The following is a 14,379-nucleotide window of genomic DNA, read 5'->3' as shown; positions in this document are numbered from 1 at the left end:
TAAATGTATAATCATATTTGACTTTTCTTTCCATAAAAATACCCCCAAATAGTGTCTAACTTTTTGGGGGCAGTCTAAAAAGTGAACGGATTTTTTATTTAGTATAATAATGGAAATATAAACTAACCTTTAAAACTGATTATTCTATTTTTAATCTTCATTTACTTTACTTTTTTTAGCTAATTTAAGCAATACAGGAGAAAGAGTTAACACCACTAAACCAATAATTATTAATTCAATATGGTTCTTTAAATCAATTTGATAATTATCCAATAAGAAACCATATAAATAGTGTCCTGCAAAAATTAAGGTAAAAGACCAAAGGAAAGAACTTACGATATTGTAAAACATAAACTTTTTTTTATCCATAGTTACAATACCTGCTACAATAGGAGCAAAAGTCCTGAATATAGGTAAGAATCTCGCAAAAATAATAGCTCTACCTCCATGTCTCTCAAAGAAATCTTTTGATTGTACTAGATATTTCTTCTTAAACCAAAAAGTATCCTTTTTATTATAGAGATAATATCCGCTTTTAGACCCAAACCAATACCCTACTATATTACCTAAAACACCAGCTATTGCTACCGAAGTAGACAATATCATAACGTTAATAAAAGCACTGTCTATAAAAAGCACATTTTCTATTAACTCTCTATTATAAATTCCTGCCAAAAAAAGTAAACTATCACCCGGTAAAAAGAAACCAGCGAACAATCCTGTCTCTGCAAAAACAATAAATAACACAATATAAATACCTAGTTTTATTCCGTTTACATCAAAGTGAATGTAAAAAAGAGGGTCTATTAAATTCTTCCAATCAAAACTATTCATTCTTTGGGGTTTAATGCTTAGATTATTAATGCGTGAAAGTAGGTATAAATAATATTACCCACAATTTATTGCATAATTTTAAATTTTAATTAACTATTGAAGCATCATTTTAAATGAATTAGACCTTTAGATCGTCATCCCTTTTATTAGCTGAATATTTTTGACATTGGAAGTTTGTAATCAATATAACACAATTCTCTTTTTCTTAGGTACAATACTCTCTAAATTATCTTAAAAACAAAGCCCAAAGAGAAATCTTTGGGCTTTGTTTTTAATTCCATCTACAAAAAAATTTAGAGCTCAAATTCCTGTCCCATTAAAGGTACAGAACAATCAAACCCATAAACCTCTTTTACTTTTATACGAAGTTCATCTGCTGGTTTATTTTCACCATGAACTAAGAATACTTTTTTAGGTTTATTTTCCAATGCCGAAAGCCAACTGAGGAGTCCTTTTTGATCCGCATGTGCTGATAGTCCTTCTATTTCTAAAATATTTGCTTCTACGGGGTAATATTTACCGTAAATCTTGACTTCCTTGGCTCCTTCTACTAACTTTCTACCTCTTGTGCCTTCTGCTTGGTATCCCACAATAATGACGGTTGTTTCAGGTAAACTGATGTATCGTTCTAAATAACTCAAAACTCTCCCTCCCGTCACCATTCCACTTGCAGCAATCACAACTTTTGGTTTTTTATTATAAATTGTATCAATCGTTTCCTTATAATCAGTAATCATCGTAAACATTTTATTTATTGCTACACAATCTTCCAGAGACAACTTATGCCATTTTCTGTTTTCAAAAAAAACATCAAAAGCACTTACTCCCATTGGAGAATCTACAACATACGGAACATCAGGTATTTTACCTTCTTCTTTGAGTTCCCAAAGTAAATACATAATCATTTGTGCGCGCTCCACTGCAAAGCTGGGTATAATAACTGTCCCGCCCTTTCTAAAAGTATTATTAATATACGTTTCTAATTCTAACTTGGGGTCAGTATCCGGATGAAGACGATCCCCATACGTACTTTCAAGAAAGATATAATCTGCTTTTTTAGGTTTTGTTGGAGCATACATTAAAACGTCATTATCCCGACCAATATCTCCTGAAAAAACTAATGTTTTATTTTCGATTGTTAACTCAATACTGCAGGCCCCAATGATATGTCCAGCATTGACAAAAACCGCCGAAATTTCAGCATCTAACGGCACTGGCTCATCTACATTAACAATTCTAAAATGAGGGAAAACCTTTCGAGCCTGTTCTACATTATAAAGTGGCTCTGCGACTTCGTGTTTAGAATACTTTTCTTTGTTTGCTTTCTCAGCTTCCTCTTCTTGAATTTTACCACTATCTAAAAGAATAATCTCCGCAATTTCTTTTGTAGGACCTGAACAATATATTTTTCCTTTAAATCCTTGATCGACTAATCTGGGCAACCAACCGCAATGATCTAAGTGTCCATGTGTTAAAAGCACACAATCAATAGAGGAAGCCAAAACTGGTAATGGTTGCCAATTTAGTTCCCGCAAAGGCTTTATTCCCTGAAACAGTCCGCAATCAATCAAAATCCTTAACCCGTTGCTTTCAACTAATGTTTTAGAACCTGTCACAGTTCCTGCCGCACCTATAAACTTTACTTTCATGTTCCTACTTTTAAAATTAAAGACATACTTACTTCACACATCTAACTAACTCCCTTACTTCTTTTAAAACATTTTTAATTCTGTTAGCACTTAAACCAATTCTTTCTAATTTATCAGAATTATTTATTAGTTCTTTTGCCAATATTACATCTAGTATTAATAACTTGTCTTTTTCTGCCAGAGACAATGTTGTCAAACAAGTCACAGGATAAAGACAATCAATATCATTTTTAGTTTTCAAGTTATTGTCTTTTGGGTAATCCCAACTTAATAAATTCATGCCCGAACATTTTGAAAAATCTACCGCATCAGATGTAAATCGATTGTTGGTTACAATCCAGCATTGTTCAATGCTTTCATTCTTCGCAAAAACGATTTGCTTTCTTTCTTTCAAATCATTAAATCTCGAAAAAACATATAATGGAACTTTTACATCTGATTTATTTTCTCTCGCCGAATGAAACTTACATTCAATCATTGACAGCACATCGTCTTTCTTAATCAAAACATCAATTTCATGTGAAATACATTTGCCTGGCAAAATTAAATTGGTAGTAGTTTGATAGCCATCAGCAATAAATAGTCGCGCAATATATTTTTCGAAGAAAAAACCGGCAGGACCTAGTAATTGTAGACCCGATCTTAAATTATATCGTGCCGCATGTGAATTGGCTTCTTTTTTCAACAAAGCAAAAGCACGTTTGTAAATTTTTTTTGTAGAAATTCCCTCGTAAATCTCTTTACTGATTTTATGTAAGATATCCTCGACCGCTGATTCGTCTGCTCCTGATTTCATAAGTGATTTCCTGAGTTTCTCAGGATTGAAATCAACAATATCTCCAGAATGTTTAATTATTTTCATACTTATAAAATACTGATTATTAAGTAACTAATCCTACTGAAAGGTACGCAAAACAAATCGAATATTTAGCTTTAAATTAAAAAAGCATGAATAGATAATTAAAAAGGACAATCTAATTATAAAATTGGAATCACATCAACCTCCACCTTTACTTTATGTTCTCCTGAACTAAAAATAATTCCTTTTAATGGAGAAATATCTGAATAATCTCGACCATAGGCAGTAACAATATGGCGTTCTCCTGATATTATATTATTTGTAGGATCAAATTCGCACCAGCCCATTTCAGGCACATAAACAGAAACCCATGCATGAGAAGCATCAGAACCCTGCAGTTTTACCTTACCTTTTGGAGGAAGAGTCTCTAGGTAACCACTTACATAACGAGCAGCAAACCCTAAACTTCTTACACAAGCAATCATCAAGTGAGTAAAATCTTGACAAACTCCTTTACGTAGTTTTAAAACTTCATTTAATGGTGTATTTATTGTAGTTGCTCCTGAGTTAAATTCAAATTCCGTGAATATTTTTTCAGATAACTTCGCAACTGATTCGTAGAGCGATTCATTGGGATCCAAGCAAGTTTGTGCAAAAAGTTTAATGTCTTCATCCCAAAAAATAAAGGGACTTGGAAGTTGAAATTGTAGTAATTCATTTTTTAACGCCAACTTAGTGTTAAACAAATTTAGAGCTTCAGCACAGGTGATCGCATTAGCTACTATTAATTTTGGCGGAAAAACTTCAACAATACTAGTTGCAATAACCTGCAAAACTTTATGCGGTTTTAGAATCGAAAAATAATATTGGGTGTTGCCAAAATAATCTTTTCGAGCATATAAATTTTGTGGATTGGGTTCTATTGTCAATTTAAAATCTTCACAATTTTGCCTTTCTGAACTTATTGGATGTAAACAAACAATACATTGATAATTATGAATTGAATCAATGTAAGTATAGGTAGTTTTGTGTACTAATTTATATTTCATCAGAATTATTTTTGTCTGTGGCTAAAAATGAAAGTTGCATCACTGAATGATTAAAATATAAACTTGATAAGCTACTAGTTACCGATGAAATTAGTTCAGAAACGCTATTGATAGTGCTATCTAATGTCTCTCTAAAATTATTTTCGTCAGCTTTTTCTAATTCCTCAGGGTCAATTAATTTTATTATTGTACTTGCTTCTAACACTTTCTTTTCAGCAATACTCAATTGGTTGAACTCTGATTTTTTTGGCAAATTAGAAATATTATAAGCAAGCGTATCTAAAATATAAGCAAGTGTGTAAGGTGAATTTTTTTCTAGAAACAGCATGTTTATAACTGTAACTAAATTTAATTGTGACTTGTAATTACTTCGATATTGAGCTAATAAGTTATGATTTTCTAAAACAGATTCTAATAATAGCTGTTCTACCTCTTCACTTCTTTTAAAACAAAATAAAGTTTGAATGACTGAAACAAGCGATAAAAATCGTTCAATATTTTTTCCGGCTTCAAACAAATAAAAACCATTTTCTCGCGGTAATGTTTCGTAAGTGTTTCCGTAAAACGCCATTAGTCTTATGTATAATTTATCTAGACCGTGAGTGGTTTGGCTAATCTTTTGTTCGTCAGACGCTTTCAAACTAACTAAACTTTCTTCTATTAAATAGATAATTCCTTTAGTATCATTATTCCATTTTTCACTAATATGATTGATTGTATATAAAAGCGACTGGACATTATAACTTAGCGAGCCTTCCTTTTTTGCATCTTTAATCAAAGGAATCAACTCTGCCAAGGGCTTTTCAAAAGCAGCTTCATCTTCTTCTCCATCTTCACCTACAAAGCCAGGATAAGTTTGTGTAAGATGCGTAACCGCTTTAAGTAAAACAACTAAAAATTCAGGTTGTTTTTTTCCATGACTACTTACATTTTCATTCAATCGATTAAAAATTATTTTCAAGAAACTAGTTAACACCAATGTTCTTTCAGACAACCTTCCTACCCAAAACAAATTTTCAGCATTTCTACTCGTCAAAGCCGTACTCATAGAAATCTGATTGGTTTTTTTAATTTCTATAATATCATCTTGCTGCTCTTTTGGCTCTTCTAATTCTTCCAGATTATCAGAAATAATCCAGGTATCTTTTGAAATCCCTCCAAATTGATTTGAAATCTGAAATTTATCCTCTACAACTGAACTACGAGTAAGCCCACCTTTCATCACTTTATAATTGCTCCCATCAGAAATTAAAAAAGCCCGAATTACAGCTAGTCTTGGCAGAATTTCGCCATCGATTAAAGAAGGCGTAGTCGACAAACTTACTTCTTCTTGCGCCACGTACTCCTTTGGATTACTCAAAATAGTAGCTTTGAGTTCCTTTAATTGTTCTTTATTTAACTTTCTTCCATAAACAGATTTAAAACCTAAATCTCTATTGGTTTTTTTTATAATTAATTTGGGTAAATTATTCAGAACATAAGTTAACTCCTTAGTTTGACCGCACCACCAAGTAGCGGTGGAATTCATGATTAGTGGCTCTTTCAATAAAAACTTACAAGCATTTTGAATAAATGCCATAAGCCCATGATTTTCTAAAACCGAAATTCCAGGAGGATTAATAACAGCTACATTTCCTAAGCGCATTACTTGTAATAGTCCCGGAATTCCTAGTAGCGAATTTTTATTAAGTTCTAACGGATCGCACCACTGATCATCAATACGCTTAATGATTACATCCACGCGCTCTAACTGGTCAATTGTCTTTAACCAAACGTACCCTTCACGAACCAATAAATCACTTCCTTCAACTAACTTAAACCCTAAATAGGAAGAAAGATAAACATGTTCAAAATAGGTTTCGTTTCCTGCTCCTGGTGATAAGAAAACCACATTTGGATTTTCAGCATTATTACCAAGTTTCCCTACCGTTTTTTGCAATTCAATAAAATACGGACCTAACTTACCGCGGTGAATATTTTTATTAAGTTGCGGAAAAACATTTGCCATAACAATTCTATTCTCAAGAGCATATCCTGATCCTGACGGTGATTGAACGCGATTATCTAATAACCACATTTTGCCATCCGGACCTCTCGCAATATCACATGCTAAAAGTGAAAGCTGGTGAAATTCGCTATGCTGTATATCGAAACAAGGTCTTAAAAAACCTGAATTATTAAAAACTAATTCTGCGGGAATAATATTGTTTTTAATTAATAGCTGCTCCCCATAAATATCCTTGTAAATCAAATCCAATAAATTAGCTCTTTGAATAAGTCCCTTTTCAATTGTAGTCCATTCAGATTGATGAATTACAAAAGGTATCGGATCTAATTTCCATGGACGAACTAATTCGTTCTCTGAGTCATAAACATTATAAGTAACACCGTTTTCCTTGAGTTTATTGATGATTTCCTCATTTCTAATCCCTAATTCATCTAGCCCTACAGCTTCTAAAGTAGCAAAAATAGTTGCCCAATACGATTTTACTTCGCCACTTTTATTTATAACCTCATCATATGAATTTATTGTTTTTTTATAGGAATCTAAAAAAGATATAGGTGTATTCATGCATAGTTTTTGTAAGGCGCGAATTTACAGCTTTTTTTAACAAATTCATCATGTTATATTCTAATATACAGTACTTTTGTCTAATGAGTTTTAGAATCAAAGCAGACCTTTTCTACGATGTATATGCTTCAAGCACATGCATTTTTAACATTCAAGCATTAGGAAATTCTTACAATCAAAAAATTATTTCAGAGTCTCTTGAAATAACACCTAACTTGCCTTTTAAACAGTTCTCTTTACCAGATTCAAAAATTAGGTTCATTACAGTTCAAGCCAATGAATTCGTCCCCTTTCAGATATGTTACCAAGGAGAAATAGACGTTAAATTCAAAACCATTAGCAAAAAATCTCTTTTTAAAAACACTTCTATTTTTGAATTAGACAACAAAATAGTGCCTTATTTGTCTCCAAGCAGACTTTGCCCTTCTGACAAATTAATGAAATTAGCGTTTAAACTTTTTGGATATTTACAATCGGATATCGAGAAAGCTGTTGCTGTAAATGATTGGATATTTAACAATGTCGATTACGTACCAGGAACAACTGATGCAAGCACATCCGCTTATGATACACTCAACCAACGGGAAGGTGTTTGTAAAGATTTTGCTCATCTTGGCATTGCTCTTTGTAGAGCTTTAAACATTCCTGCAAGATATTTTACCTGTTACGCAACAAATATTAATCCGCCAGATATTCATGCTTGTTTTGAGGTTTACATAGGCGGACAATGGATTATTTTTGACCCCACTCGCTTATCAAATATAAGCAGTTTAGTTAAAATTGCTCATGGGAAAGACGGGTCAGATGTTGCGGTTGCAAATCTTTTCGGAAATGCTTCTTGTACGTATATGAATATTGAATGTGAAAATTTGATTGGGGATTTAAACCCTGTTTATTCTTCTGATGATTTTTTTATTTCTTATTGAAAAGAACTTAATTTAAATTATCCATAAATTTTCATTCCCTAAATTCTCATTATCCTATATATTTTTTTATTTTATGAAAACGTATATTAATAACATATTTTTTAATTAAATTGTCAAAAACAAAATACTTACATCATGGCTGTTAAAATTGCGCTTTCCCACAAAACAACTTATACGTTTGACCGCAGTGTTAAGTTATTCCCACATGTTTTTAGACTACGTCCTGCAGCACATTCAAGAACAGCTATAGAAGGCTATACTTTTAAAATATCTCCAGAAAATCATTTCATAAATTGGCAACAAGATCCTTTTGGGAATTATCAAGCCCGTATCGTCTTTCCTGAAAAAATTAAAGAGCTAACGGTAGAAGTGGAAGTAATTGCAAAATTGCAAGTTATTAACCCATTTGATTATTTTGTAGAAGAATATGCAGAGGAATTTCCTTTTACATATGACCCAATGCTTCAGCAAGAGTTAACCGCTTACCTAAATTTAACCGAAGAAAGCCCTATTTTTCTAAAATTTATGGATGGTTTAAAACTAAACAAATCATTACCAACAAATGATTTTTTAGTCTCAATCAATCAAGCCGTTTACAAAGAACTTAGTTATAATTTACGAATGGAAGTTGGGGTGCAAACACCCGAAGAAACCTTACGAATCAAGAGCGGATCTTGCAGAGATTTTGCTTGGTTATTGATTCATGTTTTACGCCACTTTGGATTAGCTGCACGATTTGTTTCTGGATATATTGTACAATTAGCTCCAGATGTTAAATCTCTAGACGGACCTTCTGGACCTGAAAAAGATTTTACAGATTTACATGCCTGGGTTGAAGTCTATTTACCAGGTGCTGGATGGATTGGGCTTGATCCAACTTCCGGCCTTTTTGCAAGTGAAGGACATATCCCATTGTGTTGCACACCTCATTATGAAAGTGCAGCGCCTGTAACTGGTGCGACAGAAAAATGTGAAGTTAGCTTTGATTTTGAAAACACAGTAACCCGTATACATGAAGATCCACGCGTAACAAAACCCTATTCTGACAAGCAATGGGAAGACATTATGCAAGTAGGAAATGATGTTGAAAAAGATTTAATTGAAGGTGATGTACGCTTGACCATGGGTGGAGAACCCACTTTTGTTTCTATTGATGATTTTGAAGGTGCTGAATGGAACACTGCTGCAGATGGGCCACTGAAACGAAAACTAGCTTATGACTTAGCACTTCGTTTAAAACAGCGATTCGCCCACGGAGGGTTTATCCATTTTGGACAAGGAAAATGGTATCCCGGCGAATTATTCCCTCGTTGGCAATATGCATTATACTGGAGAAAAGACGGTTTGCCGTTATGGAAAAATGATGCTTTAGTAGCAAAAGAAGGAGATACAAAATTCACCTTTCATGATGCTGAAAAATTTGCAACTGAACTTACTAAACATTTAGGAATTGATCCTAAAAACGTAACTCCAACTTATGAAGACCCAATTTATTGGGCTTTAGAAGAAGGAAAACTTCCTGTTAATATAGACCCTTTAAAAGTAAATTTAAAAGATTCTGTAGAAAGACACAAGCTAGCGATGCTTTTAGAAAAAGGCTTGAATAATCCAGCAGGATTTGTTCTGCCAATAAGAAAGGACCATGTCGCTGACAATTGGGAAAGCTGTGCTTGGGAATTTAGAAGAGGAAATTGTTTTTTAGTTCCTGGTAACTCCCCAATTGGATTGCGTTTACCATTAGACTCGCTTCCAAAAACTTCTAAAAACAAGAGAGAAATTGTTGTAGACAGAAGCTTATTTGAAGATTTACCTGCTCTAGGTGATTATGATGAAAAGGTGAAAAAACGTTACGGAACTATTTCGAAACTATTTGAAGCAGCAAAAAGAGTTTTATCCAAAAAAGAAGAGAAGCAGAAAAAGAGCGAAGAAAAAGACGAAACCGTATTTGAAGTTGACACTTTTATTACAGCAATGTGTATAGAAGAACGTGATGGAATGCTATATGTTTTTCTACCGCCAACCGATTATTTAGAAGATTATATCGACTTAATTACTTCAATAGAAATTACGGCAGAAAAATTACAAATGCCAGTACGAATTGAAGGTTACCAACCTAAAACCGATTATAGAGTTGAGAAAATGATGGTTACTCCAGATCCTGGTGTAATTGAAGTGAATGTGCATCCCGCAAAAACGTGGCAAGAAATAGTTGATAACACTTCTGCTTTATATGAAGAGGCCTTTTTATGTCGTTTAGGAACAGATAAATTCATGGTTGATGGTCGTCATACCGGAACTGGTGGAGGAAATCACGTAACATTAGGAGCTGAAAAGCCAGAAGACAGTCCGTTATTAAGAAGACCTGACTTATTACGAAGCTTAATAACTTATTGGCAACATCATCCCGTTTTAAGCTATTTATTCGCAGGCCCTTTTATTGGACCTACGAGTCAAGCACCTCGAATAGATGAAGGAAGAGATGAGAAGCTATACGAAATGGAAATTGCCTTTGAACAAATTCCAAAAGACAAAGAAGTTCCCTTTTGGATGGTGGATCGAATTTTTAGAAATTTATTAACTGACATCACGGGAAACACGCATAGAACTGAATTTTGTATCGATAAATTATATTCGCCAGATTCATCAACGGGAAGATTGGGTATTTTAGAGTTACGCGCTTTTGATATGCCACCACACAAACATATGAATTTAGTTCAAAATTTATTAGTTCGTGCATTAGTTGCTAAATTCTGGAAAGAACCTTACGAGAAAAAACTAATTCGTTGGGGAACTGAGTTGCATGACAAATTTTTACTTCCTCATTTCGCTTATTTAGACATGATTGACGTGGTGAACGATCTAAAAGATTCTGGATATAACTTTGACATTTCTTGGTTTGACCCATTTTTCGAATTTAGATTCCCACATCATGGTAATGTTACGATTGATAATGTTCAATTAGAAATCCGATTAGGAATTGAGCCTTGGCACGTACTTGGAGAAGAACTTTCTAGCACGGGAACTTCACGATTTGTAGATTCTTCATTAGAACGTTTGCAAGTTAAAGTCTCTGGAATAGTACCTGACCGCCATATCTTATTATGTAAAGGATGTAGAATTCCATTAAGGAGCACAGGAACAAAAGGAGAGTACGTAGCTGGAATTCGCTACAAAGCCTGGAATCCACCATCCGCATTGCATCCAAATATTGGTATTGACGTACCGCTAGTTTTTGACTTAGTTGATACTTGGAATAATAAAGTTATTGGTGGTTGTACTTATTTTGTCAATCATCCTGGAGGAAGAAGTTTTGACACCTACCCTGTAAATAGCTTTGAAGCAGAATCAAGAAAAATGAGCCGTTTTTGGGATTTTGGCCACACACCTTCTACAACTATTGCAGAAATAGGAACAGAAGCAATATCAAATCAAGCCGCGACTTCTAGATTTTTAGTAGAATCTAAATCAGAACTTAAACCTGACACTCCTATAGAGCTTATTAATCCTGAATATCCTTATACATTAGATTTAAGGCATTACTGGAAAGCAAAGAAATAGATAATTAAAACACATCAATTGTGTGAGGATCTGCAAATATTTAAAAAAATCTAACTTAAGATGCTTTAAAATATTTGCAGATTTTTAATTTTTATAAGAATCAACAAAACTATCTACTTAGCTTTTGAAAATAAAATGCTGGGATAAACAAAATCACAAAAATAGGCTGAATAAGAAATCGGCGGACATAAAAAAGCATCAGATTATTATGAGCCCCATAGAAATAAATTATGATGTAGAATAAGGAAACTAAAACTAGAAAGAAAAAGGCATACAGCATCGAAGCAAACTTAATCATCCCACTATCTTTAAAAAGTACATAAATTAAACCTAGCGACAAAGCTGTGTTTAACCCGTAACGAAACAGCAGTCCCATAGTTAACTGAAAAGAATCAAAAGAAGGTAATGGCAAAGTATTAAAATCACTTTTAAAATAATTCAAAAAAGGGTCGTAAAACAATTGGTATTCGTAAGCCCGCACCACAGCGAGCAAAACGACAAACACTAACCCCAAAACAATTCTTAACTTATGCAACAGCATCTTTTTTAGCATATAATGAAAATTTACGCACCCAAATTACCCACAAGATAAAAACTACGCCATAAATAAATAGAGGAAACAACACGCCGTGTAGCAAAGATTCTTGCTTTGGAAAATAATAAATTAAGACCGTCAGTAAAGCAATTCGTATCACATTTAATATATAAATCACTACACTTCCACCAAAAATAAAAAGTAAAGTAGGCTTCAACTTTCCTGAGAATGAAACAACAAATGCAATAAATAAAATAATAACACTAATAGCATTGCACCCTTCTATCATCCGGGCAACGTACCTATTATTATAAATTAATTTAATAAATGTTTCCTCTGTATTTTCTTCTATAGTTATATCAGTATGAAATAAGCCCAACAACTGTTCCGTATTTCTCGCTACTGATTTAGTAACAGAATCAGTCCTATTATCTTCGAAACTACTCAAAAAAACTTGGTACAGCACTGTAAGAATTATAAAAGTAAAAAAAAACTTGCTCAAAAAAAGTAAGAAAGGTTTGTAACGAATAAAATGTTTTTTCAAAATCTATTTTTTAACAAATTTATATAATTTTTAAACGGGACTTTAAATACTTTTGTATAAAAATCAGAAAATATGACATTTCAGGAATTACAACCAAAGGTAACTGCAATTACATTAAATACTAGTCTTTCTAGAGACGAAAAACTCTTATCCGTTTGTCAACTATTAAAGGACAATGTAGAATATTACAACTGGGTTGGGTTTTACTTTGCAAACCAAGAAACCCAAACACTTCATCTGGGACCTTATGTAGGAGCAGAAACGGACCATACAGTAATCCCTTTCGGAAAAGGAATTTGCGGACAAGTTGCAGTTTCTAATGACAATTTTGTCGTTCCAGATGTTGCGGCTCAAGACAATTATATTGCCTGCAGTTTTACGGTAAAATCAGAAATCGTAGTCCCTTTGTTTGTAAACGGAGAGAATATTGGTCAAATCGACATAGATAGTCATGTTATTGATCCATTCACTGAAGCTGACGAACGCTTTTTAGAATCTGTAAATAAAGAAATTGCTAAGTTGTACTAATAGTATTAAATTTATTTCTTTATTAAAAACATTTATGAAATCAAATTTACATCCCGCTTTATTATTTTTAATTCCCCTTTTATCATCCTCACAAACTCCAGTTAGTAAAATTGTTTACTATGATTCTATCTGGAAAGAATCAACAGAAGATAATTATAGCTATTATAGAATTATAAAAGACTATTATACTGACAAGAATACTTACAAAATTCTTAATTATTATAAGTCAGGAGCTTTAGAAATGGCTGGAACATCTAGCAATAAAGACTATTTAATAAAAGAGGGACAGTTTGTATATTACTATGAAAACGGCAATAAAAAAACAGTTTCAAATTATATAAAATCTAGACCAAGCGGAAAACAGTACAAATGGTATGAGAACGGACAAACCAAATCTGAAATTCAATATCCAGAAAATCAAAAAGAAACTAGCTCCGATTCTAAAGTTAATCAATTCTGGAATACAGAAAATGTTCAAACAGTCATTGATGGCAATGGAGATTATGAAGATTTAAATGATGGATTTTTCGAAAGTGGAAAAATAAAAAATGGATTTCATGATGGAATTTGGAAAGGACGCAGCAAAAAACCAAACTATACTTACGTCGAAAGCTATGAAAACAGCAAATTAATATCAGGAACAAGTATTGACTCATCAAATATCGAACACACTTATAAAACAGTTTACCAAGCTCCTGTACCAAAAAAAGGAATAAAAAATTTCTATAGCTATATTGGAAGAACAATGAGAATTCCAAAAGTTGCTCGAAACACAGTTTATGGAAAAATATACTTAACATTTGTAATTGAAACGGATGGCAGTATCGTTGAAGTCAAAATTATAAGAGGCCTTGGCTACGGGTTAGATGAAGAGGCAACTAGAGTTTTAAATAATTACAAAGAATGGATTCCGGGAATAACCAGAGGAATACCTGTAAGAGTTCTCTACTCCCTTCCTATTACAATTGCAAAATAATATTAATTATTAAATTTGTTTTAGATTTCTCCAAAATAAATAGTACTTTTGCACCCGTCTTACAATAGCTGTGAGACATACATAAAAATCATTAAACAAATATTGGAATGTATTTAACTAAAGAGATTAAAGAAGAAATCTTCGCAAAACACGGAGAAAAAACAAACACAGGAAAATCAGAAGCTCAAATTGCTTTGTTCACTTTCAGGATTAGCCACCTAACAGAACATTTGAAAAAAAATCGTCACGATTATAACACAGAGCGTTCACTAGTATTGCTAGTTGGAAAAAGAAGATCTTTGTTGGATTACTTGAAAAAGAAAGAAATCAACAGATATCGTGAGATTATCAAAGTATTGGGTATCAGAAAATAATCAATACATTAAAGAGGCGCGAGAGTGCCTCTTTT

The 14,379-nt window shown here is 33.0% G+C and carries 12 protein-coding genes; 5 read left to right on the top strand and 7 right to left on the bottom strand.

Features of this window, described 5'->3' with window-relative positions; genetic code table 11:
- Nucleotides 1-150: 150 nt before the first annotated feature.
- From QO200_RS02645 to QO200_RS02625, 5 genes are all read right to left on the bottom strand, one after another.
- On the bottom strand, nt 151-834 hold the full coding sequence (locus QO200_RS02645) for a DedA family protein (RefSeq protein WP_371535976.1): 684 nt from the start codon (nt 832-834) through the stop codon (nt 151-153).
- A 293-nt stretch (nt 835-1,127) separates the two neighbouring features.
- On the bottom strand, nt 1,128-2,483 hold the full coding sequence (locus tag QO200_RS02640; RefSeq protein WP_371535973.1) for an MBL fold metallo-hydrolase RNA specificity domain-containing protein: 1,356 nt from the start codon (nt 2,481-2,483) through the stop codon (nt 1,128-1,130).
- A 28-nt stretch (nt 2,484-2,511) separates the two neighbouring features.
- A complete protein-coding gene (locus QO200_RS02635; RefSeq protein WP_371535971.1) occupies nt 2,512-3,345 on the bottom strand; it encodes an ATP cone domain-containing protein in 834 nt (277 codons plus the stop codon).
- Between the two features lie 116 nt (nt 3,346-3,461).
- Nucleotides 3,462-4,331 (bottom strand): transglutaminase domain-containing protein, encoded by an 870-nt coding sequence (locus QO200_RS02630; RefSeq protein ID WP_371535969.1) that lies wholly within the window; start codon nt 4,329-4,331, stop codon nt 3,462-3,464.
- On the bottom strand, nt 4,321-6,903 hold the full coding sequence (locus QO200_RS02625; RefSeq protein ID WP_371535967.1) for a circularly permuted type 2 ATP-grasp protein: 2,583 nt from the start codon (nt 6,901-6,903) through the stop codon (nt 4,321-4,323). The genes QO200_RS02630 and QO200_RS02625 overlap by 11 nt, the downstream gene beginning before the upstream one ends.
- Before the next feature lie 83 nt (nt 6,904-6,986).
- Between QO200_RS02625 and QO200_RS02620 the strand changes: the two genes are divergently transcribed.
- Entirely contained in the window at nt 6,987-7,829 is an 843-nt protein-coding gene (locus QO200_RS02620; RefSeq protein ID WP_371535965.1) for a transglutaminase family protein, read from the top strand.
- Nucleotides 7,830-7,964: 135 nt separating this feature from the next.
- Complete coding sequence (locus QO200_RS02615) at nt 7,965-11,387, top strand: DUF2126 domain-containing protein (RefSeq protein WP_371535963.1); 3,423 nt, start codon at nt 7,965-7,967, stop codon at nt 11,385-11,387.
- A 109-nt stretch (nt 11,388-11,496) separates the two neighbouring features.
- On the opposite strand, the gene QO200_RS02610 is transcribed toward QO200_RS02615, so the two are convergent.
- Together QO200_RS02610 and xrtF are read right to left on the bottom strand one after the other, a co-directional pair.
- Nucleotides 11,497-11,928: an exosortase F system-associated protein gene (locus QO200_RS02610; protein WP_371535988.1), complete on the bottom strand. Its 432-nt coding sequence runs from the start codon at nt 11,926-11,928 to the stop codon at nt 11,497-11,499.
- The gene (gene xrtF / locus QO200_RS02605) at nt 11,915-12,466 is read right to left on the bottom strand and encodes an exosortase family protein XrtF (RefSeq protein ID WP_371535962.1); all 552 of its coding nucleotides are present in this window, start codon (nt 12,464-12,466) and stop codon (nt 11,915-11,917) included. The genes QO200_RS02610 and xrtF overlap by 14 nt, the downstream gene beginning before the upstream one ends.
- 72 nt (nt 12,467-12,538) lie before the next feature.
- Between xrtF and QO200_RS02600 the strand changes: the two genes are divergently transcribed.
- The 3 genes from QO200_RS02600 to rpsO all read left to right on the top strand — a co-directional run bounded on the left by QO200_RS02600 (nt 12,539) and on the right by rpsO (nt 14,344).
- A complete protein-coding gene (locus QO200_RS02600) occupies nt 12,539-12,994 on the top strand; it encodes a GAF domain-containing protein (protein WP_371535961.1) in 456 nt (151 codons plus the stop codon).
- A gap of 34 nt (nt 12,995-13,028) precedes the next feature.
- Nucleotides 13,029-13,970 carry an energy transducer TonB gene (locus QO200_RS02595; protein ID WP_371535960.1) on the top strand — a complete coding sequence of 314 codons (942 nt, stop codon included), beginning with the start codon at nt 13,029-13,031 and terminating at the stop codon, nt 13,968-13,970.
- Between the two features lie 107 nt (nt 13,971-14,077).
- A complete protein-coding gene (gene rpsO / locus QO200_RS02590; RefSeq protein WP_007137711.1) occupies nt 14,078-14,344 on the top strand; it encodes a 30S ribosomal protein S15 in 267 nt (88 codons plus the stop codon).
- The last annotated feature ends 35 nt before the right edge of the window (nt 14,345-14,379 follow it).

It is taken from the genome of Flavobacterium sp. Arc3 (assembly GCF_041431375.1).
Taxonomy (GTDB): domain Bacteria; phylum Bacteroidota; class Bacteroidia; order Flavobacteriales; family Flavobacteriaceae; genus Flavobacterium.
The sequence above is the reverse complement of the archived record's forward strand: the minus strand, read 5'-3'. Positions and strand labels throughout refer to the sequence as shown.